This is a genomic window from Bradyrhizobium sp. BRP20 (genome assembly GCF_020194215.1).
GTDB classification, from domain to species: Bacteria; Pseudomonadota; Alphaproteobacteria; order Rhizobiales; family Xanthobacteraceae; genus Bradyrhizobium; species Bradyrhizobium yuanmingense.
This window is the reverse complement of sequence record NZ_JADYVY010000033.1, coordinates 1-26,922: the sequence shown is the minus strand read 5'-3', so window position 1 is coordinate 26,922 and position 26,922 is coordinate 1. Positions and strand designations below refer to the sequence as shown.

Sequence of the window (26,922 nt, the reverse complement as noted above, 5' to 3'; positions counted from 1 at the left end):
GGTGCTTCGCGAGGTGGCTGCCAAGTCGCGGCGGCTCTTTCGGGAACCGACGACCGGGAGACCACGACGGCAGGACGGCGAGATAAAAGGGGCTCGCCGGTCGAACCGCAAGCCATTGGCATGGCTTGGGTTCTGGCGTGCCGGTCGGTCGGCGCGCGTGCCGCGCGTTGCATTTTGGCGAATGCAATCAAAGGCGTTTTCGGCACTATGCGTGCTTTTGATCGTTTGGAGGCCCGGCCGTGAGCGTGGGCGACAGTGATCTGCGTGTTCGGCCGGGGCGCATCCGCAGCACACGCTCGCCTAAGCCGAAGAGCTTCATCAACCAGGTGCTGCGGGCGGCGAAGAAAGCAGGACACACCTCGGCTCACGCCGTCGTCGGCAGGCGTTCTGCAGCCCATGGGCGCTCGACCTTTGGCCGCGGGCGCCTCGCCTTTAGCCGCGCCAGATTGTTTAGCCCGACGCGGCGCGTCGTGGTGAAGGCCCGCGTGGTTCGTCACAAAGGGCGAGCCTTCCGCTCCGCGCCACTGACCGCCCACCTCTCATATCTGAAGCGCGAAGGCGTGACCCGGAGTGGTGAGCGGGCCGAGATGTTCGATGCCAGCAGCGACCGCGCCGATAGCGCGGCTTTCGCCGAACGGTGCAAGGACGACCGGCATCATTTCAGGTTCATCGTCTCGCCGGAGGATGCCGGCGACATGACCGACCTGAAGGCCTTTGCCCGCGATCTCGCCAGGCAAATGGAGACCGATCTCTCCACGCGGCTCGACTGGGTGGCTGTCGATCATTGGAACACCGACAACCCTCACGTCCATCTTCTCGTTCGCGGAATAGATGAGGAAGGGGCGGACCTCGTGATCTCCCGCGACTACATCAGCCAGGGCCTGCGCTCACGCGCCGAGGAACTGGTCGCCATCGAACTGGGACCAAAACCCGAGCACGAGATCCGCAATACGCTGGAGAGGGAAGTCACGGCGGAACGGTGGACGCGGCTCGACCGGGAGATCCGGCTTGCAGCAGATGAGACCGGGTACATTGATCTTCGCCCAGAGAATCCCGGCAAGTCCGATCCCGAGATCAGGCGCCTGATGGTCGGTCGCCTTCAACACCTGGAGAAGATGGGCCTTGCCGCACCCACCGCACCAGGCGAATGGATGGTCGGCCTTGAAGCCGAACGTAGCTTGCGCGATCTCGGGATGCGCGGTGACATCATCAAGACCATGCACCGCGCCTTTGCCGAGCGTGCGGAGGCGCGCGGTATTGCCGACTTCGTCATCGAGGGCGGCGAGCCGACATCCCAGATCGTCGGACGGCTGGTCGACCGTGGACTGCATGACGAGCTGACCGGCGAGGCCTTCGCCCTGATCGACGGAACAGATGGACGCGCGCACCACGTGCGCTTCCGAGGGCTCGAGGCGTTCGAATATGCACCGCCCGTCGGCGGCATCGTCGAAGTCCGGAGTTTCGGTCCACCCGGCGATCCGCACCCCACCGTGGTGCTCGCGACCCGTTCCGATCTCGATCTTGGTGGTCAGGTCAAGGCAAGAGGGGCAACTTGGCTCGACCACAGGCTCGTCGAACGCAAGGCCATGCCGCTCGCCATGGGCGGCTTCGGCCGCGAGACACGCGACGCCATGGAAGCCCGTACCGAGCATCTGATCCAGGAAGGCCTGGCGCGGCGGCAGGGCCAACGCATCATATTGCAGCGCGACCTCTTGAACACTTTGCGCCGGCGTGAACTGGATGAGGTGGCCGCAAAAGTCTCGGCCGACACGCGCCTCCCTTACATGAAGCGTGACCCCGGGGAGCATGTGGCGGGCACATATCGCCAGCGGCTGACGCTCAGCTCAGGACGCTTCGCCATGATCGATAACGGGCTCGGCTTCCAGCTCGTGCCTTGGTCGCGCGAACTCGAAAAGAAACTCGGCCAACACGTCACCGGCGTCGTGAAGGACGGCGGTGGCATCGAATGGGGTTTTGGTCGGAAGCGCGACCTTGGCCTCTAGCAGTCTCTCCAATTCAGTTGCGGAAGGGCGTTCGGGATGTCCGGAACCAAAATCCTCTGGGGACAGGTGATCGTTGTCGGCCTGATCGTCTTGCTGGCCATCTGGGGAGCAACCGAGTGGACGGCCTGGCGGCTCGCCTGGCAACCGGAGCTTGGGCGGCCCTGGTTCGAACTGTGGGGCTTCAAGATTTACTACCCGCCAGTGTTCTTCTGGTGGTGGTTCGTTTACGATGCCTACGCGCCACAAATCTTTCTCGAGGGTGCCTTCATCGCGGCGTCGGGAACCTTTGTTTCGATCGCGGTGGCGATCGGCATGTCGGTGTGGCGCGCGCGTGAAGCCAAGAATGTCGAGACCTATGGTTCGGCGCGCTGGGCTGGTCTGGAGGAGGTTCGAGCGGCCGGACTTCTCGGTCAGGATGGTGTGGTGCTCGGCAAGCTCGACCGGCACTACCTCCGCCACGACGGACCGGAGCACGTCTTGTGTTTTGCGCCCACTCGGTCCGGTAAGGGTGTTGGCCTAGTCGTTCCCTCGTTGCTGGCCTGGCCGGGCTCGGCCATCGTGCACGACATCAAAGGTGAGAACTGGCAACTGACGGCCGGCTTTCGCTCGCGACATGGCCGCGTCCTACTGTTCGACCCCACCAACCCAAAGTCCTCAGCCTACAATCCGCTGCTCGAGGTCCGGCGCGGCGAATGGGAAGTTCGCGATGTCCAGAACGTGGCCGACGTTCTCGTCGACCCCGAAGGATCGCTCGACAAGCGGAACCATTGGGAGAAGACGAGCCATTCGCTCCTGGTCGGCGCCATCCTCCATGTTCTCTACGCGGAGGTGGACAAGACCCTAGCCGGCGTCGCCTCCTTTCTGTCCGACCCGAAGCGGCCGATCGAGGCAACGTTGAAGGCCATGATGACCACGACGCACCTTGGCGAGCAGGGTGCGCATCCAGTGGTCGCCTCGACCGCGCGCGAGCTGCTCAACAAGTCGGAGAATGAACGTTCTGGCGTCCTATCCACCGCGATGTCGTTTCTCGGGCTGTACCGCGATCCTGTCGTGGCCCAAGCAACCCGCCGCTGCGATTGGCGGATTGCCGATCTGATCGCAGATAGCCGTCCCACGACGCTTTATCTCGTGGTGCCGCCCTCCGATATCTCGCGGACCAAGCCGCTGATCCGCCTGGTGCTGAACCAGATCGGCCGGCGCCTGACCGAAGATTTGCACGCCCGCGACCGCCGGCATCGAGTCCTGATGATGCTCGACGAGTTCCCGGCACTCGGTCGGCTTGATTTTTTCGAGTCCGCGCTCGCCTTCATGGCAGGATACGGCATCAAGAGTTTCTTGATTGCGCAGTCGCTCAATCAAATTGAGAAGGCCTACGGGCCTAACAACGCGATCCTCGATAACTGCCACGTCCGGGTCAGCTTCGCGACTAATGATGAGCGGACCGCCAAGCGGGTCTCCGACGCGCTAGGCACGGCGACCGAGATGCGCGCGATGAAGAACTACGCCGGGCACAGGTTGAACCCATGGCTTGGGCACCTGATGGTCTCACGGCAGGAAACTGCGAGGCCGCTGCTGACCCCAGGCGAAGTCATGCAGCTTCCGCCGGCAGACGAGATCGTCATGGTGGCAGGGACGGCGCCGATCCGGGCGAACAAGGTCCGCTACTACGAGGATCGGCGATTCACCGAGCGGGTTCTGCCGCCGCCCGATCCTGGGACAGCCGGCCGATCATCGCGAACGGACGGATGGTCAGCGCTCCAAGTGCTGAAACCAACTGGAGGTCCAACTGCCAAAGCTGCGGAGGCCGAGGAAGACACAGCAAACAGCGGGCTCCGTCGTGAGCCCGAACTCCCCGATCACATCGCGATCGCCAAGGAGACGACCGAACCAACGCCGGCAGAGGAATTCGCCGCCGTTCTTGATGATGACGAGGACACGGTCCGGCAGTCCCGGGTTATACGCCAACAGCTCCGTGGTGTCGCCCGTCAAGTCGCCATGGACCCTAATGACGGTATGGAGCTCTGAGCAGTATGCGCGACCGGATGAACGTCTATTTTCCGCCAGAGCTTCTGAAACAGATCTCGGAACTCGCCGATCGCAAGAAGCTTTCCCGGTCCGCGATCGTAGAAGCGGCTGTCGCTTCATTTTTGTCACCGGACGGCGCGGACAGACGGGAGGCGGCGTTTACCCGGCGCCTGGATCGGTTGTCGCGTCAGATGCAGAGGCTCGAGCGTGACGTTGGTTTGGCGGCTGAGACCTTGGCTCTCTTCATCCGTTTCTGGCTGACGATCACGCCACCGTTGCCCAACGACGCGCAGGCGGCCGCGCAAGTAAAGGGAAGGGAGCGCTTTGAAGGATTTGTCGAGGCGCTAGGGCGCCGTTTGCAAAAGGGGCAAAGCTTTCTGCGCGAGATTCCGGAAGATATTCGCCGTCAGGAACCGGTCGAAGAAGCTTAATTGAATCATGGAGAAAGACCGTTTCGCCGTTCCCTTCTTTTTGTTCGCTAACTTACGCCCGCAGTGATTTAGCTGAACTAACGAAAAGCTGGTCACGCTATCGGCTTGCACCAGCTGACAGCAAGAGGGGCCAGCATGCAGATTTCCGGGGCATGGCGCCTCACCGCGCGCGTATTTCTCCCGTTTGCGGTCGGATACTATCTTTCGTATCTGTATCGTACGATCAACGCTTTGATCGCCAGTCGTCTCAGCTCGGATACCGGGCTTGGGACTGCCGACCTCGGGTTGCTTACGTCGGTCTATTTCCTTGTTTTCGCGGCGGCCCAGATCCCCGTCGGCATATCGTTGGACCGCTTTGGTCCTCGCCGCGTACAGAGTGTTTTGCTCTTGCTCGCAGCAGTGGGCGCTTGGCTGTTTGCGGTATCGACCGGCTTCCTGTCACTTTTGATCGCACGTGCAATGATCGGGCTCGGCCTCGCGGCGGCGCTGACGGCTGGACTGAAATCCATGATCCTTTGGTTCCCCAGGGAACGCGTTGCCTTGCTGAACGGCTATATGGTCATGCTGGGCTCGCTAGGAGCGGTGACCGCTACGGCTCCCGTCGAACATCTGCTGGCTTGGATGGGCTGGCGGCAACTCTTTGAGGTCTTGGCGGCGGCTACCGGTGTGACGGCCGCTCTCATCTATGTCGTGGTACCCGAACGAGGCATTGTCTCGTCTATGGCGTCAACCCCCGCGACCCTTAGCTCCGTTTTCGGCGATTGCCGCTTTTGGCGAATGGCCCCGTTGTCGGCGACTTGCATTGGATCGGCCTGGTCCCTGCAGGGATTGTGGGCATCGCTATGGCTGGCCGACGTGGAGGGGCTTGATCGCGCAAGTCTCGTCAGACAGCTTTTCATGATGTCGATCGTACTTAGCGGTGGCGCTTGGTTATTCGGTATGACGGTCCATTGCATCAAACGAAGGGGAATTGGGGCGGAAACAGTATTGGCGCTGGTTGCAGCGCTATTTATCGCAGCTGAGTTTGCTTTGATCTTGCGAGCGCCTCTGCCATCCGTCTTGCCCTGGTCCGTTGTCGCAATTGTCGGAACGGCAACCGTGGTGAGCTTCGCGGTGATACTGGATTACTTTCCGCCGGAGCTTGCCGGTCGTGCGAACGGCGCCTTGAACGTTTTGCACTTTGGTTGGGCCTTTCTGGCACAATACGCGACAGGTCTTATCCTGGAGCAATGGTCTGCGAATGATGGCCGTAGGCCCGTCCAAGCTTATCAAGTCGCGTTCGGTCTCTACATAGCACTGCAGATCGCAGCGTTGGTCTGGTTCGCGCTGCCTTGGCGCCGATCCGTCGCTTCATGGATAAGTTCAATCGTCTTCTTCGAGCCGACCGATGTTTCCTACGCTGTCGAGACAGTTCGGCTCTATGAGGACTCGGTCATCCTCCTGCCAGCGGATGATGATGCGGAGTGGTGAGCAGCAATTCGCGGCGAGCGGATAAGATTAAGTAGCCGTCAAATATCGGTTTCTCAGTCTTTCTTTTTCTACGCCAGCCTACGATCACCGAAAGCGCTTGTTGCGCCAAGTCCATTGGTGCCTTTTCTAATCCTCCCCATATGAGGGAGTCTGAGGACGCTCTCATTCGGTGGGGGCGAACAGTGGCAATCCATTCCATTCAATCCGAAGCGAGCTCACGCGGTGCGCGAATGCTGCGTAGCGCGCTTGGCTCCGCGATTGCCGGCTACCTCGAAGACGAAGCGATCGTCGAGGTGATGCTCAACCCAGATGGGCGGCTGTGGATCGATCGGTTGTCGGATGGTCTGATCGACACAGGCGAAACTCTGTCCGCGGCGGATGGCGAACGCATTGTTCGCCTGGTAGCGCATCACGTGGGTGCCGAGGTGCATGCCGGTTCGCCACGGGTCTCGGCCGAATTGCCAGGGACCGGCGAGCGCTTCGAAGGTCTCTTGCCTCCGGTCGTTGCAGCACCGGCCTTTGCTATCCGCAAGCCCGCCGCCGCCGTGTTTACGCTTGACGACTACGTCGCCAGGGGGATCATGACCTCGGAGCAGGCCAAGATCCTGAGAGGCGCGGTCGACGCAAGGAAGAACATCCTCGTCGCCGGTGGGACATCGACCGGCAAGACAACGCTGACGAATGCCCTCTTGGCCGAGGTAGCAAAGAGCGCCGATCGGGTCGTTCTGATCGAAGACACGCGCGAACTCCAATGCAAAGCGCCCAATCTCGTGGCGCTGCGGACCAAAGATGGCGTGGCTACGCTATCCGATCTCGTTCGGTCCTCGCTGCGACTGCGTCCTGATCGTATTCCGGTTGGCGAGGTGCGCGGTGCGGAAGCACTCGATCTGCTCAAGGCCTGGGGCACCGGTCATCCCGGTGGCATCGGCACTATTCATGCGGGCACCGCGCTCGGCGCACTGCGGCGGCTCGAGCAGCTCATCCAGGAAGCCGTCATCACGGTTCCGCGGGCCCTGATCGCCGAGACCATCAACGTTATCGCCGTGCTGGCAGGGCGCGGCGCCGGCCGTCGCCTCGCCGAGCTTGCCCTCGTCACCGGGCTAGGGGCCGCCGGCGACTACGACCTTTCATCAGCAGGAGACTGACATGCGTCAGCAATTTCGCTTTCTTCGAGGTGCATCGTTGGCCGCCTTCGGCACGGTGGTCTTGGCAGTTCAGCCAGCATGGGCGGCTGGCTCGAACATGCCCTGGGAGCAGCCACTCAACCAGATCTTGCAGTCGGTCGAGGGACCGGTCGCCAAGATCATCGCCGTCATCATCATCGTGGTGACCGGTCTCACGCTCGCGTTTGGGGACTCGTCGGGTGGTTTCCGCAGGTTGATTCAGATCGTGTTCGGTCTGTCGATCGCGTTTGCCGCCTCGAGCTTCTTCCTTTCGTTCTTCTCCTTCGGCGGCGGCGTGGTTATCTGATGGATGAACCCCTCACAGGCTTTGCCGTGCCCGTTCACCGCGCGCTCACTGAGCCAATCCTGATGGGCGGCGCGCCGCGATCAGTTGCAATCGTGAACGGCACGCTTGCGGCAGCCCTTGGGCTCGGACTTCGGCTGTGGATCGCGGGACTTGTCCTCTGGTTCATCGGCCACATGGCCGCCGTCTGGGCCGCCAAGCGCGACCCCGCATTCGTCGATGTGGTGCGCCGACATCTGCGCATTCCCAGTCATCTCAATCTTTGAGTTATCGGTCATGTTGAACCTTGCCGAATATCGTCATTCCAGCGCGCGCCTCGCCGACTTCCTGCCCTGGGCAGCCCTCGTCGACGAGGGAATCATCCTGAACAAGGACGGCTCGTTCCAACGGACAGCAAAGTTCCGGGGGCCTGACCTCGACAGCGCGGTGCCGGCTGAGCTTGTAGCCGTCGCCAGCCGTCTGAACAACGCCGTGCGTCGCCTGGGATCGGGCTGCGCCGTGTTCGTTGAGGCGCAGCGTCACTTTGCGGGGGCGTACCCGCCTAACGTCTTTCCCGACATCGCGTCAGCGCTGGTCGATGCGGAACGAAGGGCTCAGTTCGAAGAGGCGAGTGCCCACTACGAGTCCAGCTACTTCTTGACCTTCCTCTATCTGCCACCCGAAGAGGGAGCCGCCAGGGCAGAGCGCCTGCTCTATGAGGGACGCGATCGGACTGTGGGAGCAGACGCCCGCGAGGTGCTCCGCGGATTTATCGACCAAACCAACCGTGTGCTGCAGCTCGTTGAAGGATTTATGCCGGAATGCGCGTGGCTCGATGATCAGGACACGCTGACCTACCTGCACTCGACGATCTCGACCAAGCGTCACCGCGTTCGCGTGCCTGAAATTCCGATGTACATCGACGCGCTGTTGTCCGACCAGCCGCTGACCGGCGGGCTAGAGCCGATGTTGGGCTCAGCCAATATTCGGGTCTTGACGATTGTCGGCTTTCCGGGTGCGACGACCCCGGGTATCCTGGACGATCTGAATCGTCTGGCATTCTCGTATCGTTGGTCGACGCGCGCAATCATGCTCGACAAGACCGACGCCACCAAACTGCTGACCAAGATTCGGCGGCAGTGGTTTGCCAAACGAAAGTCGATTGGCGCCATTCTCAAGGAGGTCATGACGAACGAGGCGTCGACGCTGCTCGATACCGACGCCCACAACAAGGCGCTTGATGCCGACGCAGCGTTGCAGGAACTGGGGTCGGATCAGATCGGACAAGCCTTTGTTACGGCGACCATCACTGTCTGGGACCGCGATCCCAACACTGCCGATGAAAAGCTGAGGCTGGTCGAGAAGGTCATACAGGGCCGCGATTTCACCTGCATAATCGAGACCGTGAACGCCGTCGAAGCCTGGCTCGGCAGTCTGCCCGGGCACGTCTACGCCAATGTGCGGCAGCCTCCGATTTCGACCCTCAACCTCGCCCATATGATTCCGATGTCGGCTGTTTGGGCCGGCGAGGCGAGGGATCTGCACTTCAAGGGTCCGCCGCTTCTGTTCGGCAAGACCGAGGGATCGACGCCCTTCCGATTCTCGCTCCACGTCGGCGATGTCGGCCATACGCTAGTAGTGGGACCGACTGGAGCCGGCAAGTCGGTCCTGCTTGCCCTGATGGCGCTACAGTTCCGTCGTTACCCGAATTCGCAGGTCTTTGCCTTCGATTTCGGCGGTTCGATCCGGGCGGCCGCGATCGCCATGGGTGGCGACTGGCATGATCTCGGCGGTGCATTGTCTGACGGGGACGAAAACCCAGTCGCGCTGCAACCTTTGGCCTGGATCGACGATCCTTCCGAGCGAGGGTGGGCGACGGAATGGATCGGCGCGATCCTGGCACGGGAAAAGATCGAGATCACCCCTGAGGTCAAGGATCATCTGTGGTCGGCGCTAACATCTCTCGCTTCGGCGCCGAGGGAGGAACGCACCCTCACGGGCCTGTCAGTCCTTCTTCAATTGAACTCCCTGAAGCGCGCCCTGCAACCATACTGCCTGGGCGGACCTTCCGGGCGCTTGCTCGATGCCGAATTCGAAGATCTCGGCGAGGCGTCGGTCCAGGCGTTTGAGACCGAAGGCTTGATCGGAACGAGTGCTGCGCCGACCGTGCTGGCGTATCTCTTCCATCGCATCGGGGACCGCCTCGACGGTCGGCCTACACTACTTATTGTCGATGAAGGCTGGCTTGCCCTCGATGACGAAGATTTTGCCGGCCAGCTCCGGGAATGGCTGAAGACGCTTCGCAAGAAGAATGCGTCCGTTATCTTTGCGACCCAATCGCTTTCGGATATTGACGGGTCCGCAATCGCGCCGGCGATCATCGAAAGCTGCCCAACGCGGCTGTTGCTGCCGAACGAGCGGGCGATCGAGCCGCAAATCACAGCGATCTATCGCCGCTTTGGCCTCAATGACCGCCAGATCGAGCTTCTGAGCCGCGCTACGCCCAAGCGCGACTACTACTGCCAATCTCGCCGCGGCAACCGGATGTTCGAACTTGGCCTTGGCGAGGTCGCTCTGGCCTTTACCGCAGCCTCTTCCAAGACAGACCAGGCAGCCATCTCGCAACTCCTCGCCGAACATGGACCTGACGGCTTCGTGCCGGCCTGGCTACAGCACCGTGGCGTCGCCTGGGCCCTCGACCTGATCCCCAATCTCGTCAATCTGGAGAAATCGGTATGAGGCGTCTTGGCCTATTGGCGGCCGCTGGCATGGTCGCGCTGATGCTCGACCTCAGGGTGCCCGCGCGGGCGCAGTGGATCGTCTTCGATCCCAACAACTACGTCCAGAGCGTCCTGACTGCCGCCCGTGAGCTGCAGCAGATCAACAACCAGATCACCTCGTTGCAGAACGAGGCGCAGATGCTGATCAATCAGGCAAAGAATCTGGCAAACCTGCCGTATTCATCCCTGCGCCAACTGCAATCCTCGATCCAGCGGACCCAGCAATTGCTGGCCCAGGCCCAGCGGATCGCCTACGACGTCGATCAGATCGATCGCGCGTTCTCGACCAGCTACGCGCCAGCGACCAGCAGCCAATCGAACCAGTTACTGATCTCCAATGCTCAATCGCGTTGGCAGAATTCCTATGCCGCAACGCAAGACGCGCTTCGCGTCCAGGCCGGCATCGTTGGCAATCTCGACACCAACCGTGTCCAGACCTCCGCGCTCGTCATGTCTAGCCAGGGCGCAAGCGGCGCTCTGCAGGCAACACAAGCTGGTAACCAGATTCTCGCGCTTAACGCGCAGCAGCTCGCCGACCTCACCGCTGTCGTGACGGCGCAGGGCAGGGCGCAAAGCCTTGAAGCAGCGCAACGCGCCTCGGCCCAGGACCAGGGCCGCGAGCAGCTTCGACGGTTTCTTACGCCAGGGCAGGGTTATCAATCATCCAGCGTGCAGATGTTCCACTGATGACGGACATTCGGGCATTCAAGGCGTTGTCGCTGCTGACGACAATCGGCGTTTTGGTGGTCACAGCCTGCACGATTCAGCTTCGCGGTAGTGACGAGTCGCCCGCGCTGCCGAAGACGGAGCGGACGACAGATGCAGCCAACCCTGATCTCGCACGCTGCCGCAGCGTCACTGCTGAGGAAACAGCAGGTTATCGGCATTGCCAGCAGATTTGGGCCGAAAACCGGCGCCGCTTCTTGGGCAGGAAGAACGTTCCCGCAGATCCTGGCCAAGACGATTCCACCGCAGGCTTGGCGTCCACCCGAAAGGATCAGAGCCGGATGCCGCAAGGTTATCCGGGACCGGCGATGCCTGAGGCGAGCAAGCCATGACTGGTACGGGGATCATTGACCAGTTCCTTGAAACGTTCACGCGTTATATCGATAACGGCTTCGGGCTGCTGGGGAGCGAGGTCGGATATCTCGCAACGACCCTTGCTGCGGTTGACATTACGCTCGCAGCGTTGTTCTGGAGTTGGGGAACGGACGAGGACATCATCGCGCGCCTCGTCAAGAAAACGCTCTTCGTAGGCGTCTTTGCCTACCTGATCGGCAACTGGAACAGCTTGGCGCGCACCGTCTTCGAGAGTTTCGCCGGTCTTGGACTGAAAGCATCGGGCGCAAGCCTCTCCGCGGCAGATTTCCTGCGACCGGGAAAGATCGCCCAAGTCGGCCTCGATGCCGGTCGACCATTGCTTGATTCGATCTCCAACCTGATGGGCTACATCAGCTTCTTCGAGAATTTCGTCCAGATCGTCGTTCTCCTATTCGCCTGGATTGTGGTGCTGCTCGCCTTCTTCATTCTGGCGATCCAGCTCTTTGTCACCCTGATCGAATTCAAGCTCACGACGCTGGCCGGCTTCGTGCTCATTCCCTTTGGCTTGTTTGGCAAGACTGCCTTCGCGGCGGAGCGCGTTCTGGGCAACGTCATATCTTCCGGCATCAAGATCCTGGTCCTGGCCGTCATCGTCGGCATCGGCTCCACCCTGTTCTCGCAGTTCACCGCAGGTTTCGGCGGTGCACAGCCGACCATCGAAGACGCGATGACACTGGTGCTCGCGGCGCTTTCCTTGCTGGGCCTCGGCATCTTCGGTCCGGGTATCGCAAACGGCCTAGTGTCGGGCGGACCTCAACTTGGCGCCGGCGCCGCGATTGGAACAGGCCTTGCTGCTGGCGGCATTGTTGCAGCTGGCGCGGGACTTGCCGCTGGCGGTGCCGGTCTCGCTGGCGGTGCGGTTGCAGGCGCCGCGCGCGGTGGCGGCGCTGTCATAAGCGGAGCAACAGCCGCCTATCGAAGCGGCGGCCTTGCCGGCGTCGCGGAGGCTGGCGCTTCGGCTGCGTGGAGTCCATTGCGCCGGGCAGCGGCTACCTTCGGAGGTAGCCAAGCGGGCGACCAGGGCGCGAGCGCTCCGGCCGACGGGCAGCCTGATTGGGCTCGCCGCATGAAGCGTGCTCAGATCATTCAGCACGGTGCCTCGGCTGCTGGCCACGCCGTCCGCTCGGGCGATCATGGTGGCAGCGGCTCTTCCGTCGATTTGTCCGAAGGAGAACGCTGAGACGCACCACTACACCTCCGCCGCACAGCAGCGCCTCAAATCCTTCTATCGCACACTTGAAACCGATCACTCGATATCAGGGGCACCCATCGATGTTCAAACGACCAACAGTTCACTACGGGCGCATGCCCGAGCCGATTACGCCTTATCAAAAGGCCGCTCAGGTTTGGGACGAACGCATTGGATCAGCGCGCGTGCAAGCTAAGAACTGGCGCCTGATGGCGTTCGGCTGTTTGATGTTGTCTGCCGGTCTCGCTGGCAGCCTTGTCTGGCAATCGAGCCAAGGCTCGATCACGCCCTGGGTAGTTGAGGTCGATCATCTCGGTCAAGCAAGGGTTGCGCCGGCCAACATCGACTATCAACCTACTGACGCTCAGATAGCCTACCATCTGGCGCGCTTCATCGAGGACGTCAGAGGTTTGCCGGCAGACAGTATCGTTCTGCGCCAGAATTGGCTCCGGGCCTATGATTTTACGACGGATCGTGGCGCGGCTGCACTGAACGACTATGCGCGCAACAATGACCCCTTTGCCAAGCTGGGCAAGGCACAAATCTCAGTGGACGTCTCAAGCGTCATTCGCGCGTCTTCGGAGAGCTTTCGAGTCGCCTGGACCCAGCGCATCTACGACAACGGCTCGTTGAGCGCGACTGAGCGTTGGACCGCAATTCTCTCGATCGTGATCGAGACACCCCGCGATGCCGAACGCCTGCGCAAGAACCCCCTTGGCGTCTACGTCCGCGCCATCAACTGGTCAAAGGAGTTGAGCCAGTGACCAAGATGCCATTTGACGTTCATTCGAAGCGTTCCCTCCAGCAAAGCAGGCTCGGCTCGGCTTGGCCCGAGTTCGTGAGCTCGAAGCGTGCATTTCTATCCGCTTTCCTGCTTTGTTCGTCCGCGCTCGGAGGCTGCGCGACCTACATTCCGCCGGAGATCAGCTATGACGCTGATGTTCCTCCGCTGCCGGCGGCGCCAGTGGCTCTCGACGACAGATCGCGACCGCTTCACGTTCCACCTCTCTGGAAGCCTGCTCTCGGCGGCAAGTCAGGCGCGAAAGAAGACGCTGAGCCGGTGAGCCGCGTAGAGACGGCAAACAGCGCAGCCCGGGTCGAACCGCGCAAGCGGGGCTATTTCAACGCAGCGCAAATCTACGCCTACAGTCCCGGGGCGCTCTATCAGATTTACGCCGCACCGGGGCAGATCACGGATATCGCGCTCGAGGAGGGAGAGCAGTTGACGGGATCAGGACCGATCGCGGCCGGAGATACCGTACGCTGGGTCGTGGGCGATACCGAAAGCGGGAGCGGCGACACACGGCGGGTCCATATCCTGGTCAAGCCGACCCGAGCTTCGATTGAGACCAACTTGGTGGTCAATACGGACCGGCGCACCTACTTGATTGAGCTCCGCTCCCGCGAACGGCCATACATGCCGTCTGTTGCTTGGTACTATCCAGAAACTGCACGGGAACGATCGCGTTCGGTCGCGCAGCCTGTTCTTCCGGACCCGGCGCAGCGCACCTTCCGCTATGCCATCGAAGGGGACAGTCCTCCCTGGCGGCCGCTCGCCGCATATGACGATGGCCGCAAGGTCTATGTCGAATTCCCGGCGGGGATCGTGCAGGGCGAGATGCCTCCGCTTTTCGTCATCGGTCCAGACGGCAAGACTGAACTCGTCAATTATCGCGCTTACGGCAACGTATTGATCGTCGATCGGCTGTTTGCTGCCGCCGAACTGCGGCTTGGCGGCGAGCACCAGCAGAAGGTCCGTATTGTCAGGACCGATGGGAGACCGTCGTCATGAACACTCGGAATATGAACGATCAGGAGCAAGCGGCTCCGCCTGAGACACAAGAGGATCAGTCCAGGGGCTTCCGCTTGAGAGCGGAGCACCCGCGCGTGACACGGTTGTCACGGAAAGTACTGGCGGGAGGGAGCGCGGTCGCCCTGCTTGTCATCGGTGGAGCCGTGCTGTGGTCGCTGCAGAAGAATCGCCCTCGAGACCAGGCGGCCGATGAGCTTTACAGTACCGACCATCACAATGTCGCTGACGGTATTACGGCGCTGCCGAAGGACTACACTGGCATTCCGCGCCAGCCAATCCCGCAACTGGGTCCGCCCCTTCCCGGGGACCTCGGTCGGCCGATCCTTGCGGCCCAAGGCCAGTTGCCGACGATCGGCGCTGATCCAGAACAGCAGCGCCGGGATCAAGAGACCGAAGCAGCCCGCATCAGCCATCTATTCGCTTCGGCGAATGGACGAGAAGTGCGTCCCCCCGCCGCTGCGGCGGTTGGAAACGAGCGCGTCGTGCCTGCGAGCGCGACGAGCACCGGCGACGACGGAAATGCGCAAAACGGTCAGGACCGCAAGCTTGCCTTCGTGAACGCTTCTGTGGACCGTCGCACGGTAAGCCCTGATCGCGTCACCAAGCCGGCTTCACCGTATATCGTGCAGGCTGGGACGGTTATTCCGGGAGCCCTGATCACCGGAATCCGGTCGGACCTGCCGGGCCAGATCACGGCGCAGGTGACCGAGAATGTCTATGACACGCCGACCGGCCGCTCTCTGCTTGTCCCTCAGGGAGCGCGTCTGATCGGCATCTACGATAGCCAGGTCACTTTCGGCCAGTCCCGTGTCCTGCTCGTCTGGACCCGGCTGATTATGCCGAACGGACGTTCCATCGTTCTCGAGCGGCGGCCTGGCGCTGACGCTGCCGGGTATGCAGGCCTCGAAGACCAGGTCGACAATCACTGGGGTGAGCTGTTCAAGGCTGCGGCACTATCGACGTTTCTGGCGGTCGGGACCGAACTGGGGGCCGGCTCGGACACCAACAGCAACGACAGCGCGATCATCCAGGCATTGCGGCACGGCGCCTCAGACTCACTGAATCAGACCGGACAGCAGGTCGTTCGCCGCAGCCTCAACATCCAGCCCACTCTGGCTGTACGACCTGGCTTCCCGGTTCGTGTTCTTGTCAATCGTGACCTCATACTTACGCCCTATAGAGGGTGACAACATGCCAAAACTCAAAATTGGAGAGCTTCCAGACGACAAGCCGGTCAAAGTGAGTACCGAGCTGCCTGCGGCCGTGCATCGTGATCTCATTGCATATGCGGAAGCGCTTACGCGTCAGGGTGGCCAAGTGGTCGATCCGACTAAGCTCATCGCTCCCATGTTAGCGCGCTTTATGGCCACGGATCGAGGATTTTCTAAACTGAAACGTGAAGGCCACGTACCGGCCGCTGGCGAAGGACAGTGATGCTCAAGGTTTCCGAAACTGTTGGTCGATGCTAATTCTAGGCGCTGCCGAGCTGGCGCCAAGAGCCGAGATATCTTGTCGGAAAGGTGTGTTCGCGCCGGATACAACTCCGATTATCAGGTTTTCTCGGTTTTCAGACGCGAGGCGCTGGGCCAACTGCAGTTATTCGGTCGCCTTGAAGCGCGTTACACTGCTCCGGCCATCGACGCTGACAGGCACGTCACCCTCGACCGTGGCCCGCCGTACGACGCGATGCTGGTCCCCGTAATCGTTGACCGCGTAATGCTGCGTTGCGCGGTTATCCCATATTGCAATATCGCCCTCTAGCCAGGTCCAGCGCACAGTGTTTTCGGGCGCGGTGATGTGAGATTGGAACAGATCGAACAACTTTTGTCCGTCGTATTTGCCGACCCCAACAAAGTGCTTCACCAAGGCGCCGAGCACTAGCGTCCGCTCGCCTGTCTCGGGGTGGACGCGTACAGCGGGATGCTCGGTCTCAAAAGCCGTTCTGGTGAACACCTCGTCAAAGTGCTTCTTGTCGACCTCGCGGACACGCGCGATCCCGGCGTAATCGAAAACGTTACTGTGAACGGCCCATAGGCCGTCGGCAAGGCGTTGTAGAGGCGGCGGCAGATCAAGATAAGCGGCAGCTGTGTTCGACCACACGGTGTCGCCTCCGAACCTTGGCATTACAACGGCCCGCAGGACCAAAATCTTGGGATAGGCGTCGGCGAAGGTCCCATCCGTATGCCAAACGTCTGCGCGACCGCCGCCGCGAGTGGAGTCCAGTTCGAGGAGCGACGCCATCCCCTTGGTGGCACCAAGCATCGGATGCGGCACTAACTTTCCGAGACGAGCGGCAAAGCGCTCCTGCTCGGCGTCATTGAGATGTCCTTGATTACGGAAGAAGATCACCTTGTGCTTGAGCAATAAGCTGTTGATCGCAGCGATCGCGTGATCCGGTAAATCGCCTGATAGCTTGATATTTTTGATTTCGGCGCCGATGCGCGCTGCTCGTTTCACCACATCGGTGCTCGGAATGACGCCACCGATCAAAGCCGTTGTGCTCATGTTGCTTTTGTAAGCCCTTGCAGTTTCTCTCTCTCGCCTCTCGGAGCGAATGATCTTCAGCAAGCATCGTGCCAGGCGAAAGACGACCATGTACCGCCAATGGGCACTGAACGAATCGTGGTATTCGGCGCGAGTCATCGAACTGAGCCGATGGTTGGACCGAGTGACGAAAAAACTCGATCACCGACCTCCCCCTTCTAATGTCGAACCGTGAAAGCCGAAGCGGACAGCAGGAGGCGCCAACCCAGGCGGCGCTGGCAAGCCACAAGGCCGAATGGACTTTCGATATTCGCGCTGTACTGGACCTGACACGAGATTGTGCCTCTGTCAGAATACAGACAAGTGTCTACAGCGCGGTAAGCCCGAGCTGACTGTTCGGTTAATAAATGTCGCGAGGTAATTGTATGCCCGGGTTAATCTCTACTAATGCCGCTGGAGCGTGTGAGAGCTGCAGATGTAATGTCCATCGGCGCTGTTGGCCACGGTCATGCACATTATCGTCTCAGTCCTGAGCCAGGATAAGAGCTGCAACTTCCAGGTCCTGTGCCAGTTTGCTCGCCGCTAGGCCGGTGGCGACACCAACGCGATCGGGCGCAGGGCGGTTCTGGCTCATCTTGCGCTTGCCTTCGACCATGGTGATCGGGATGCGCACGCCGACGATTTCACGCAACTGGACGGCAATGAAATCCGCGGGCGCATCGCTGACGGCCCAGGGCGTCGCACGTGACGTCTCATGGATATTCGTCAGACGCGTCACGATCTCAAGCAGGCGTTTAGGATCCTCGAAGAACTCAATCGGTCCATGGGCGTGGACCGCGATGTAATTCCATGCAGGCACCACGTGTTCAGTTTGACGCTTGCTTGGATACCAGGATGGTGTCACATAAGCCTCTGCGCCACTAAAGATCGCCAGAGCTTCTCCAATCGGGGCCGTGCGCCATTGCGGATTGCCCTTCGCCAGGTGCCCGTAAAGCGCCGTGTTTGCCTTCGCTCTCATCGAGGAAGAGCGGAAGAGGCGTCGCAAGTGGCCCATCTGATGTCGCTGTGATCAGGTTGGCCAATCGGGCGCAGCGGATTGTCGCTTGAATGCTCTTGAGGTCGTCATCTCGAAAGTGGGATGGTATGTACATAGAGGGTCTCCGTTGGCTGTCGTCCAGATAAAACCCAAGTCAAGAAGCTAGAAAACCGCCAGTTTCGGTAGCTCCCGTAGAGGTGCTCCGCTTCCTCTTTTGACGTGAAGTTTTCGGATTTGTCCTGGACGTGACCCGCCACTAAGTATTTGTTCCAGAAGGCGAAGGAGTTAGAGTCCGGCCCGAAGAGGGACGGACAGATGAGGCGAGCAAGGTTCAGGAAGAGCAGATTATCGCGGTATTAAAGGAGGATGAGGCTTGGGCGAAACGGCTGACCTGGCTCGCAGGCATGGGATCTCCGAAGCGACGATCTACAATTGAAAGGCTAAATTCGGCGGCATGGATGTCTCTGAGACCAAGCGCCTGAGGCGCTGGGAGAGGAGAGCGCGAAGCTGAAGAAGCTTCTGGCCGAGCAGATGCTCGACGCGGCCGCCCTTCGCGAGCTGCTTTCAAAAAAGCGATAGGGGCCGTCCACGCCGGGGATCTGCCGCGTGCCGATCTCCGCGCCTGCGTCCACCAGCCGACGTTAGCTCCTTGCGCAATGCAGGAAGCTTCCCCCCGGTCCGGCAGCGCGACAACGAAGTAAGCGCGCGACGCGAGGGAGAGCCCTGGTTTAAGTGAAATACAGCCAGCCCCGGTTTCACCAACGCTACGGCGTGCACCGGTTCCGACTCCATACATGTGAATCGAAAGTTAGGGGCGTGAGGGAAGGCCCTCCGGGGCTGGCTGGCGGACCCTCGACCCCGAGCCTGAGCACAAGGCCGTGCATGTCCTCACGGCTCGTCCCAAGAGCAAACTGCAGATTCTTGCTAACGATCGGCTAAGATCCTCACCGGGTTAGCGCGCGATGTGCTAGGTCAAGCCGCAGCGCCCATCGTGCGGAACGTCGCGGCACAGGCCCCAGGAGCTGTCTTGAGGCCGCGACTGCGGTCTTCTCGCCCGGCCTTCTGAGAAGTGTTCGCTTTGTAACACGGCTGACCGCCCCCGAGAGGGCGTGGTATTCTGCCGAATGCCAGACCGATCTCCCGCCGAATTATTCGCACCGCTCGCTTGAACTGCTCGGCCGGCACCAGGCCGCCCTAACCGGCAATCCGAAAGCGAAGCGCGAGCTCGAGCAGATGGCCCGCGAGTACAAACAGATGGCGGATTGGCACGACCACAACCCCCAGCATCGAGAGTAAGGCCGCCTCGGCCTGTCCTGATTCACGGCTGGGGCCGGATTAACCGCCTTCGTCCAGTGTTAGTACACGTATGGATCGAAATGATCCTGTATCGGCAATTGGCGGTACAGCGGTCTGCGCGGCGACCTTCGAGATCAAGGTGGCAATGGATCGTAGGCGCTTCAAAAGTAGCGCCGCCTCATGGCGCAGCTATCGTTTACGAACTTGTGGCGAAGGGATTGGATTGTTGATGCGCCCTGGCCGATAGCCCCCGCCGTGCCAGAGCACAACGGCCCCGGCTGTCGCCGATTGGCTGGGGCCGCTTTTATGCGGGCGAGGCGCACTTGGGGCTTGCAATGCGAGGGGGCGCAAATGACAAGCGCGGGCCACGCTTTCGGTAAGCGCCTTCACGCCGACCTTGCCGCACAGCATCAATCCCCTTTGAGATTCGCTCTGGAGGCCAACAAGGATCGCCTGATGGCAACATAGCTATTTCCTTAGGTGCAGCGGTTCGGGATTGGCCCGACGGGGCGCTATGCCACTTTGATCCGATCGAAAGGGATGAGGTGGCAGTTTGAACAGCATTCCCGCGTTCGGCTCAGTGCGGCAGGACTTCCATGTTCTTCACCTCACTACGACGTCCCTTGGCAGGCAGGGAATCGCTGAAGTCAACTGGAGTGATGCGAATATTCCTGCCTCATTCCCTGGATCGTAGCGCAACTGTATCGCAACATTTCTCGTTCGGCTGCCGGTCCGACGGACTTTGAGACGATAGCCGTAGCCATCCAGCGTACTGGCTCTGACTCACTTCAGATGAAGTTCGACGGACGTCTGGCACTTTGATTGGAGAGGATCTCACAGTTCTGCTTCAGAAAGTCGGTTTGAAGCTCAGGAGCCGCGGTGATTGCGCAAACGCGCCCGCAAGGACCTACCAAGAATGGCCGGTCGCACTGTCGCGGGAAGTTGGTTATACTGTCGCTCTCAACGGAGGGGGATCCGTGTCCTACAGTATTAGGTGTCATCGAACGGGGTTTAGCCGGAGGCATTTTTCGGTTCAAAGTTTGAGCGCAAGAGAAGCCCTGTGTAAGGCGGAGTGTCTTGAGAGATCGGGAGTAGACATAGACTATATTGATACTCCCTCAGGCGGACGTGTCGACCTCCGCACGTTCCGGAAGCTGGCTGAGACGGAGGGCGGCTTCGAACAAGAAATTCCCAGCCAATGATGATGATCATACCTGCGCTTTCAGGAAAATACTCAAACATTTGAGCTCGCACCTACGAAGCCCTGTCACTTCAAAGCTGGCGCCTTCACGTTTCGATGCGTCGCGTTTCGGCCTGGAATCTCCCAGGCCCTTCGGATACCCTGGGCCGGCCAATTTGCGTTGTCTCGAATACGCGCATCGTTGCCCTCGCTAGCATCCATCAACTTCGCGCAGATTCCACCATGCACAAGAACTAACAAGACGAGCGGCTGCCATGAACGATGGACATTGATTTGGTTCACTCTCAAGAAAGCGGCTTCTCAAGCGACTTCAGTATTGCGAGCTGCCTCGGACTGCCACCGATAAGGCATCGCTGCCTCGATGTGTTACAGTTGGTTCAAGGAGTTGTCTGACGACGGACGTCAGCTCTCAAACGAATGTCGACAACTTGACCCTGCAGCCCGCTACGAAGTCCCTGCTGAACCTCCAATTCTCAATTCGGCACGGCCCTTGCTTGGTTAGGGTTACCATCACGTATTGCTCCAGATACGGCGATGTTAGGGGCGGGCTCGGCGTCGCGAGCGTCTGGTCCGCCCCGCCGATTTGCTGTGGCTTGCGACTCCGGCGCCTAAGCGGCCATGCCATAGCCTCGAACACACGTTAGATCAGAGATGCAGACTGGAACAGCAGTCTCCTACAGTGTTGAGAAGGGCTGGGGCTTCATCAGACCCGACAGCTGCGACGGCATGGATTTGTTCGTTCACATTTCGGACCTTTGCGACTGCACAGGGGCTGATCTGGTGCCGGGGACGCGCGTGTCTTTCGATCGTCGCTTCAACAAACGCCGCTCAAAGTACAGAGCCGCCGAGGTCAGACTAATCAATTGAGATGCCGTATTTTCTGAAGCACGCGTTGCTTATCATTTGATATCGGAACGGCGATGCAGGAGCGCTTCCCTTGCAGGGCGCATTAAAATTTACGGTCGATCTTCTGAAGAATCTTGCCAACTCCAAGACTCCTTTTGGCGTAGTGACGTGCCACCTGGATGTCGTGCGCAAACCTGGTCAAAATCGTTCAATGAAGCATCGAAGATGTTGAACCAGTTTAGAACGACGGCGTCATCTGACGGCAGCGTTTTGGCACGGACCTCGTACAAATGCGATCGTCCCCAAACAGCCGAAACTGGACGGCGGCGCCGACCGAAAGACTATCATACACGGATTCGGCGACGCCCGCGGTGACGCTCAGCGTATTGCGGTCGACGATCTTGACGAGATCCTAGCCACGCCGCGTGTATTGGCCATCGGTATATTCCAGGCATGCCAACAACGCCGGCGTTGAGCGTAGCGAAGATCAGAGACGAACAGGCTCGGCACGATTTGCCGGTCGAGGTGGACGATGCGCGCTTTCACTTGCTCGCTCTCGACATTAAGCTCGGCCAGCCGCTGATCGAGTTCTCGGATCGAGTTAATTACCTCGAGGCCGAACTTGCGTGAGCCCGCGACGGAGTCTTCATCGGGAGCCCTACAATGATGCTCCTTCGCTGGGTCGAAGTGCGCAGCACCTCCAGCGCTTTAATGTCACCGTGATTGTTTCAGCTCTCGCAGGAGAGCCAGATCTCGGCTGCGCGATTGGGAGTACTGGACGCGTTATCTTCACCGGCGTCCCGATCGCACAATTCCGTCGGTTTCTTACGCGCTACGGGCTCTGATGCTGCTGCCCTCACGACTCTTTGCGGCTTTCCACGGCCTTTGTCGCCGTACTTGACGCCGATTTCGTTTTGCAGACGCCGCTTTCAGAATCGGGCTCCGCCTTACCGTCGTTTCGTTGCTCAATCCGACAAAATGGTATTGGCGCGCTCTTCTGGGAGTGGCTGCCATAGTGTCTTAGCGCCATGTGGTTCGCCGACGCTTGTGCCACTCGACTGGACTGCGACGCGCTTCCCCATGCGGACTTAATCGAGCGAACGTTGGCACTGTTTAACGAGCCGAGCGTTGGTCGAGTTGAGGATTCGCATGCTCGAAGCTCTACTGTGCCGTCCTCGTCCATTGCGACTCGAATCAACCCGGACCTAACGCCTTATCGTGGAGGAATACGGTGAACTGTTGCGGTACTCGAGCGCGGGTTCCTATCGACGAACAGATACTCTTCAGATCGTCCCACAGCTATTTGGGGGATCAAGGCGGGCTGGAGGACAGGCGCAGTCTGCCCCTGCCATAACTTGCGCGATCGACGATGCTTGTCAAAGTAGAGATCCAAGACAGCGCGTCGGCCAAGTCGGCAGCGTCCTTCATCAAAAGCCCCGTGAAGGTGACGTTGCCCTGGCATGCGGCCTGCCCGGTCACAACACCGATCACAGTCCATCCGAACCCATCGCGTCAGATCGCGTAGCGAGCTAATCTGGGTGAGAGCTCGATCGCGTTTCACCACTGCTGCTCATAGCCGACGTGGTGCTACGGGATGCTTTGCCACTCAGATAAGTCTCGCGGGATACCCATCTTTGTAGGATCTCCAGCCCACGGCCAATGACATCTCCCGTTCGCTAACTCTTCTGCTGCGATGACTGGCGAGATATACTGGCCTAAAACCTGACCATCAAACAGGAGAGCGCATCCTCCCGGCACGATAATGATCTCGGCTAGACCGGCGTATGTTTCATACCTCCATTTCATAGCTAACTACCGGGTTAACCCCTTTGATATTGACGGCAACGCAGGTGCGACTCGGCGCCTTCACTCAAGAGAACTCGACGCTGTCCCTGCCGCGCCCACGCTGCCGGTGAAGTTAGCCCGACGTGACTCGGCGCTTGTGCTGGTCCGAAAAAGCGCTGTCCCTACCACGCCCACTAACTTCAGTGGCCAACCTTGCCATAACAACGCTAACCACCCTCGCCTTCGCGGGAGTGTCTCAAGCTCCCACGGGCTGCGGAATTGTAGCGCCAAGAGCGATCATGGGACGCCTACCAGGATTGGTGGCTGGCCCACGGCGTAAAGGCGCACTATCGGTGTGGTAATGGCCGCACGAGATGGGCACATGTACATACACGATTGCCCGCGCCAAGCTTGGGCAACTACGGGCGCTCACCTCAGCCACGTAGAAACGGGCCCCGAGCATATCTGGCGAGGATGCAGACAAGCCGGCACTACAACCGTGGTGATACGGGGCGCGGCGTGTGCGATGCGACGAGCCGCATGCAGGTTGACGACGTGCTCAAGCTTTACGTCAGCAACAATGCGGGCGCTACGGTGTCCTTGTCAGAACTCGTCACACCGGTCATGGAAACCAGTCCCCTCCAGTTCGTGCGCTCCAACGGCTACCCGGCCATGCGCATTGCCGGCAAGGGCTGCACCCGGGATAGCCAGCGGCGACGCGATGATGGAAATGGAAAGACTAGCCTCAAACTGTCCCCAGGTTTCACAGTCGAGTGGATTGGACAGTCTCTGCACGAAAGCAATCTGCCTCGCAGGCGCCAATCCTGCTTGCTCTCCATGTTGGTCGTCTTTCTGGTGCTGGCTGCGCTTTACGGGAGCTGGTCAATTCCGTTCTCGGTGACGCTTGTCGTGTCGCTTGGAATAATCGGTTCCGTTCTCGCGGCCCATCTGCGCGGGCTCGAAAATGACGTCTTCTTCACCATCGGCTTTACTACTATAATAGGTTTTTCGGCCAAGAACTCGATCCTGATCGTCGAATTCGCCAAGAACCTTCGCAGTCAGGGCGTGGGCTTACGAACGCCGTCGTCGGAGCAGCCAGGCTTCGATTGCGTCCGATCCAAATGACCTCACTGGCCTTTCCACTCGGTGTGGTCCCATTGATGCTTGCCCGCGGCGCTAGCGCCGAAACCCAGCGCGCCATCGGGACCGGGGTATTCGGTGGCATGATTTCAGCAACGCTCCTCGCTGTGTTCTTTGTGCCCGTCTTCCACGTCTTCGTCACGGAACATTTCGGTGCACGCAAAGACCGGGCCTCCATGCAATAAGCGAAGGGTGACCTCGACTCTGGAAGAGATCTCAGGGTCAATTCAAGGTGATCGACACGGTGCGGGAGAAGTTCAGTTGTCGGACTACGAGGCGATCACGCACCCGCAGGCGATACTTGTTCTGCCGTCGCTTCGCCCGGTTTGGACTTGTGGTTCATCTTCGCTTCTGATGGCTACGATGAACCACAAATCTCCTCGTAGAGAACTTGGGCAACTCGTCCGAGCAGATGGCCGGTGGACGTCATCCGCCGCCGGCCATCCTACGCTGCCCGGGGCCTGGGGGCTGGATAGGGCAGCGGTCGACTTAGTGCTCGAAGCCTGCCGATCGCCGATTCGCAACCCGCCCACCATTCCGGCAAGCTCCGAACCCGAGAAATCGGTGGTCTTACGCGTCCAGCAAGCGCCTGAGCTTTCCGGTTTAATGGACACGGGGTTCAGCTAAACCCGTCTTGCGTCCGAACTCAACCGGGCTGACATAGGCGTGGTCGAGTCCCTGCGGGTATTGTTGCAAAATCTTTCAGTTTAGCTGAACCCATCGGCGCGTGCCTTGTCTCTGGTTCTGTAGATCTTTCCTGCCGTCCGTTCGGTCTTGAGAAGAGAAGAAGCTCTCCGTGGCCGCATCGTCCCACACTTCCCGGAACGGCTCATGCTGCAAACGATGCCATGGTCGGCCATCAGGCGCTAGGAACTGCTCGCTCGTGTGCTGGCGCACCAGTCGGGTGCTTCGTGATGATGGATGATACCTGGGCGACAACGCTACTTTCACGCCGCCACCAAATATCTCGCTGGTTGCCGACGCATTCCTCGGGATCGCGACAGCAAATGACGCCGCATGGCCGGCGCTACGGGCGACCTCATCAGTTCGAGAGGTCGCCGGGCCCAAAGATATCGATTTGGCCCTGCTTAGACTACGCATCCTCACGATCCGCAAACAGCATTGGGAAAACGGCCTTAAACTGGCTCCAAGGCTGCAAGCCAATTCCGCTGTCGATCGTGTTTTGAACCCAGCACCAGTTCCCCCGGTTCGGTGGACATCAATGCCAATCACCCGTCGCATTCGCACCTCCTGCCAGACACGATGAGCCGAGAACTTAGGGCTGGTCGCCTCCGACTCGCCCGGTTGCGCCAAGAGTGCGAATGCGTAGTTGTCGTGTCGCCCGCAGCTCTCGTCGGGTCATTTGGAACCGAGAGTTTTTAGGCGCGAGCCGCCTTTTCGGAGTTTGTGCTGAAGCCGATGCCGCGCCCTCAGCTAGCGCGTGTAGCAGGGACAGCGTGGGGTTCTCACTCACTCGAGGCGTCGAGGCACGTCCGCGCTGCTCCGGAAGCTACATGCGTGCATCGACAGCTAGGAGTCCAAGCCGAGGCACCGGAAGCACGGTGCGGGCAGCCCGATACACACGACACATGCAGGCCGCATTGTATCACGCGGACTGCGCTGCAGGATCAGCCGGTTCAACAGCCCGCAGAAGCTGGTGAGCGATTTCGGGCTCAACACGCGGGTGCGGCTGTCGGGACTGGGAGCTGCCCCTCACGGCCGCATCAGCAAGATCGGCCGCAGTTATGCGCGCGCCATGCTGGTCGAGCCGGTCTTGGCTGCGACCAAGGCGCCCGGTCCACTGCATGCGTTTGGTACTGCCGGTTCCGGCCGTGGCGGGCGATCCTAGCGATAGGCTGCGGATTCCGACGAAGTCGCCCAGGCGTACCGATATGAAGTCGCCCGTGGATTCCGAGACGATGTCGCCCACCTTTCCGATTTGATCTCGCCCAGCGGCGAGGCGTTCTGGCCGGCTGGTTCTCTGGCATCGGTCAAGCCGCGCGGTCAATCTGGAATCGCGACTTCAACCTTTTTTCTTCTTCTGCGGTTGCTGTGGGCATGTGGGCAACGCGATTGCGTTGTCCAAGCGCAGCGGCATGTCCACAGCGCTCAGGTCTTTCGGGCGGATTGCCGGGTTCGGCGCAGGCTCTCACCGGTGAGGTCGAGCCGATGGGCATTGTGGACGAGGCGATCGAGCACGGCGTCGGCATAGGTGGGATCTCCAATGAGCAGATGCCACTGGTCCACGGGGAGCTGGCTGGTGACGATGGTGGAGCGATGACCGTAGCGATCTTCGAGGATTTCCAGGAGGTCGTGACGGGCGCCGGCATCGAGCGGCTCGAGCCCCCAATCATCGAGGATCAGCAGATCGACACGGCCAAGGCTGCGCAACAGGCGTGGGTGACGACCGTCGCCGCGGGCGAGCGCCAGATCGTCGAACAGGCGCGGGACGCGCTGATAGAGCACGGAGCGATTGTCGCGACAGGCCTTGTGGCCGAGCGCCGAGGCGAGCCAACTCTTGCCGACGCCTGCCGGGCCGCAGATCAGGAGATTGACGTGGTCGTCGATCCAACGGCCCTCGACAAGCTTGGCGAACAGCGGGCGGTCGAGACCGCGCGGGGTGCGATAGTCGATGTCCTCGACGCATGCCTGCTGGCGCAGCTTGGCGTAGCGCAGGCGAGTGGCGAGCCGTTTGTCGTGCCGCAGCGAGGCTTCACGTTCGAGCAGCAGCGCAAGCCATTCGGCGTGCCCGAGGCTGCCAGCCTCACCGGCGGCTTCAATGTCGGCGAAGGCCTTGGCCATGCCGTGGAGGCCGAGGGCGTTGAGGCGGTCGAGGGTCGGATGGGTGAGCAAGGGACGGTCTCCTAATTGTAGTA

19 protein-coding genes and 5 pseudogenes are annotated in these 26,922 nt (G+C 60.4%); 20 read left to right on the top strand and 4 right to left on the bottom strand.

Translation table 11 applies throughout. The annotated features are described in order from the left end of the window. The first annotated feature begins 239 nt into the window (after positions 1-239). The 15 genes from I6F33_RS36425 (at position 240) to I6F33_RS36355 (ending at position 15,692) form a co-directional block, all read left to right on the top strand. Positions 240-2,003, top strand: a complete 1,764-nt coding sequence (locus tag I6F33_RS36425) for a DUF3363 domain-containing protein (protein WP_225145686.1) — start codon at positions 240-242, stop codon at positions 2,001-2,003. Positions 2,004-2,039: 36 nt separating this feature from the next. After that, positions 2,040-4,028: a conjugal transfer protein TraG gene (locus tag I6F33_RS36420; protein WP_225145685.1), complete on the top strand. Its 1,989-nt coding sequence runs from the start codon at positions 2,040-2,042 to the stop codon at positions 4,026-4,028. Between the two features lie 5 nt (positions 4,029-4,033). Next, positions 4,034-4,459, top strand: a complete 426-nt coding sequence (locus I6F33_RS36415) for a CopG family transcriptional regulator (RefSeq protein ID WP_225128617.1) — start codon at positions 4,034-4,036, stop codon at positions 4,457-4,459. A gap of 135 nt (positions 4,460-4,594) precedes the next feature. Further along, positions 4,595-5,929 carry a nitrate/nitrite transporter gene (locus I6F33_RS36410; RefSeq protein WP_225128616.1) on the top strand — a complete coding sequence of 445 codons (1,335 nt, stop codon included), beginning with the start codon at positions 4,595-4,597 and terminating at the stop codon, positions 5,927-5,929. A gap of 230 nt (positions 5,930-6,159) precedes the next feature. Continuing rightward, positions 6,160-7,074 carry a P-type conjugative transfer ATPase TrbB gene (gene trbB / locus I6F33_RS36405; protein ID WP_225145694.1) on the top strand — a complete coding sequence of 305 codons (915 nt, stop codon included), beginning with the start codon at positions 6,160-6,162 and terminating at the stop codon, positions 7,072-7,074. Between the two features lies 1 nt (position 7,075). Beyond that, entirely contained in the window at positions 7,076-7,399 is a 324-nt protein-coding gene (locus I6F33_RS36400; protein WP_225128615.1) for a TrbC/VirB2 family protein, read from the top strand. Next, the gene (locus tag I6F33_RS36395) at positions 7,399-7,662 is read left to right on the top strand and encodes a VirB3 family type IV secretion system protein (protein WP_225128614.1); all 264 of its coding nucleotides are present in this window, start codon (positions 7,399-7,401) and stop codon (positions 7,660-7,662) included. Before I6F33_RS36400 ends, I6F33_RS36395 begins: the two co-directional genes overlap by 1 nt. 10 nt (positions 7,663-7,672) lie before the next feature. Beyond that, a complete protein-coding gene (trbE, locus tag I6F33_RS36390; RefSeq protein WP_225145684.1) occupies positions 7,673-10,114 on the top strand; it encodes a conjugal transfer protein TrbE in 2,442 nt (813 codons plus the stop codon). Then, the gene (gene trbJ, locus I6F33_RS36385) at positions 10,111-10,842 is read left to right on the top strand and encodes a P-type conjugative transfer protein TrbJ (RefSeq protein ID WP_225128611.1); all 732 of its coding nucleotides are present in this window, start codon (positions 10,111-10,113) and stop codon (positions 10,840-10,842) included. The genes trbE and trbJ overlap by 4 nt, the downstream gene beginning before the upstream one ends. After that, a complete protein-coding gene (gene trbK-alt, locus I6F33_RS36380) occupies positions 10,842-11,213 on the top strand; it encodes a putative entry exclusion protein TrbK-alt (RefSeq protein ID WP_225145683.1) in 372 nt (123 codons plus the stop codon). Before trbJ ends, trbK-alt begins: the two co-directional genes overlap by 1 nt. After that, positions 11,210-12,436 (top strand): P-type conjugative transfer protein TrbL, encoded by a 1,227-nt coding sequence (gene trbL / locus I6F33_RS36375; protein WP_225145682.1) that lies wholly within the window; start codon positions 11,210-11,212, stop codon positions 12,434-12,436. Before trbK-alt ends, trbL begins: the two co-directional genes overlap by 4 nt. Positions 12,437-12,528: 92 nt before the next feature. Continuing rightward, the gene (gene trbF / locus I6F33_RS36370; protein WP_225145681.1) at positions 12,529-13,209 is read left to right on the top strand and encodes a conjugal transfer protein TrbF; all 681 of its coding nucleotides are present in this window, start codon (positions 12,529-12,531) and stop codon (positions 13,207-13,209) included. After that, on the top strand, positions 13,206-14,237 hold the full coding sequence (gene trbG / locus I6F33_RS36365) for a P-type conjugative transfer protein TrbG (RefSeq protein WP_225145680.1): 1,032 nt from the start codon (positions 13,206-13,208) through the stop codon (positions 14,235-14,237). The genes trbF and trbG overlap by 4 nt, the downstream gene beginning before the upstream one ends. Beyond that, a complete protein-coding gene (locus I6F33_RS36360; protein WP_225145679.1) occupies positions 14,234-15,445 on the top strand; it encodes a TrbI/VirB10 family protein in 1,212 nt (403 codons plus the stop codon). The genes trbG and I6F33_RS36360 overlap by 4 nt, the downstream gene beginning before the upstream one ends. Positions 15,446-15,449: 4 nt before the next feature. Further along, the gene (locus tag I6F33_RS36355; protein WP_128931751.1) at positions 15,450-15,692 is read left to right on the top strand and encodes a DUF2274 domain-containing protein; all 243 of its coding nucleotides are present in this window, start codon (positions 15,450-15,452) and stop codon (positions 15,690-15,692) included. A 162-nt stretch (positions 15,693-15,854) separates the two neighbouring features. Here I6F33_RS36355 and I6F33_RS36350 read toward each other — a convergent pair whose 3' ends face one another. Continuing rightward, a complete protein-coding gene (locus I6F33_RS36350) occupies positions 15,855-16,763 on the bottom strand; it encodes a TauD/TfdA family dioxygenase (RefSeq protein WP_225145693.1) in 909 nt (302 codons plus the stop codon). Positions 16,764-17,457: 694 nt separating this feature from the next. Next, positions 17,458-17,893 (bottom strand): annotated as a pseudogene (locus tag I6F33_RS36345) (FMN-binding negative transcriptional regulator); the annotation flags it as partial. 229 nt (positions 17,894-18,122) lie between these two features. Here I6F33_RS36345 and I6F33_RS36340 point away from each other — a divergent pair. The 4 genes and pseudogenes from I6F33_RS36340 to I6F33_RS36325 form a co-directional block, all read left to right on the top strand. After that, positions 18,123-18,354 (top strand): annotated as a pseudogene (locus I6F33_RS36340) (transposase); the annotation flags it as partial. Positions 18,355-20,926: 2,572 nt separating this feature from the next. Continuing rightward, the gene (locus tag I6F33_RS38720; protein ID WP_225145678.1) at positions 20,927-21,142 is read left to right on the top strand and encodes a cold shock domain-containing protein; all 216 of its coding nucleotides are present in this window, start codon (positions 20,927-20,929) and stop codon (positions 21,140-21,142) included. A gap of 432 nt (positions 21,143-21,574) precedes the next feature. After that, the gene (locus I6F33_RS36330) at positions 21,575-21,751 is read left to right on the top strand and encodes a hypothetical protein (protein ID WP_225145677.1); all 177 of its coding nucleotides are present in this window, start codon (positions 21,575-21,577) and stop codon (positions 21,749-21,751) included. 1,629 nt (positions 21,752-23,380) lie between these two features. Beyond that, positions 23,381-24,231, top strand: a pseudogene (locus I6F33_RS36325) (efflux RND transporter permease subunit). 418 nt (positions 24,232-24,649) lie between these two features. On the opposite strand, the pseudogene I6F33_RS36320 reads toward I6F33_RS36325, so the two are convergent. Then, a pseudogene (locus tag I6F33_RS36320) lies at positions 24,650-24,912 on the bottom strand (IS3 family transposase); the annotation flags it as partial. 761 nt (positions 24,913-25,673) lie between these two features. Between I6F33_RS36320 and I6F33_RS36315 the strand changes: the two are divergent. Beyond that, a pseudogene (locus I6F33_RS36315) lies at positions 25,674-25,859 on the top strand (transposase); the annotation flags it as partial. A gap of 296 nt (positions 25,860-26,155) precedes the next feature. Here I6F33_RS36315 and istB read toward each other — a convergent pair. After that, a complete protein-coding gene (gene istB, locus I6F33_RS36310; RefSeq protein ID WP_225145676.1) occupies positions 26,156-26,899 on the bottom strand; it encodes an IS21-like element helper ATPase IstB in 744 nt (247 codons plus the stop codon). Positions 26,900-26,922: the final 23 nt, after the last annotated feature.

Excerpts from the sequence above, each read along its gene's own strand:
- I6F33_RS36420 (WP_225145685.1), top strand. The coding sequence starts at position 2,040 with ATGTCCGGAACCAAAATCCTCTGGGGACAGGTGATCGTTGTCGGCCTG.
- I6F33_RS36415 (WP_225128617.1), top strand. The coding sequence starts at position 4,034 with ATGCGCGACCGGATGAACGTCTATTTTCCGCCAGAGCTTCTGAAACAG.
- I6F33_RS36410 (WP_225128616.1), top strand. The coding sequence starts at position 4,595 with ATGCAGATTTCCGGGGCATGGCGCCTCACCGCGCGCGTATTTCTCCCG.
- trbB (WP_225145694.1), top strand. The coding sequence starts at position 6,160 with ATGCTGCGTAGCGCGCTTGGCTCCGCGATTGCCGGCTACCTCGAAGAC.
- I6F33_RS36400 (WP_225128615.1), top strand. The coding sequence starts at position 7,076 with ATGCGTCAGCAATTTCGCTTTCTTCGAGGTGCATCGTTGGCCGCCTTC.
- I6F33_RS36395 (WP_225128614.1), top strand. The coding sequence starts at position 7,399 with ATGGATGAACCCCTCACAGGCTTTGCCGTGCCCGTTCACCGCGCGCTC.
- trbE (WP_225145684.1), top strand. The coding sequence starts at position 7,673 with ATGTTGAACCTTGCCGAATATCGTCATTCCAGCGCGCGCCTCGCCGAC.
- trbJ (WP_225128611.1), top strand. The coding sequence starts at position 10,111 with ATGAGGCGTCTTGGCCTATTGGCGGCCGCTGGCATGGTCGCGCTGATG.
- trbK-alt (WP_225145683.1), top strand. The coding sequence starts at position 10,842 with ATGACGGACATTCGGGCATTCAAGGCGTTGTCGCTGCTGACGACAATC.
- trbL (WP_225145682.1), top strand. The coding sequence starts at position 11,210 with ATGACTGGTACGGGGATCATTGACCAGTTCCTTGAAACGTTCACGCGT.
- trbF (WP_225145681.1), top strand. The coding sequence starts at position 12,529 with ATGTTCAAACGACCAACAGTTCACTACGGGCGCATGCCCGAGCCGATT.
- I6F33_RS36360 (WP_225145679.1), top strand. The coding sequence starts at position 14,234 with ATGAACACTCGGAATATGAACGATCAGGAGCAAGCGGCTCCGCCTGAG.
- I6F33_RS36355 (WP_128931751.1), top strand. The coding sequence starts at position 15,450 with ATGCCAAAACTCAAAATTGGAGAGCTTCCAGACGACAAGCCGGTCAAA.
- I6F33_RS36350 (WP_225145693.1), bottom strand. The coding sequence starts at position 16,763 with ATGAGCACAACGGCTTTGATCGGTGGCGTCATTCCGAGCACCGATGTG.
- I6F33_RS38720 (WP_225145678.1), top strand. The coding sequence starts at position 20,927 with ATGCAGACTGGAACAGCAGTCTCCTACAGTGTTGAGAAGGGCTGGGGC.
- I6F33_RS36330 (WP_225145677.1), top strand. The coding sequence starts at position 21,575 with ATGCCAACAACGCCGGCGTTGAGCGTAGCGAAGATCAGAGACGAACAG.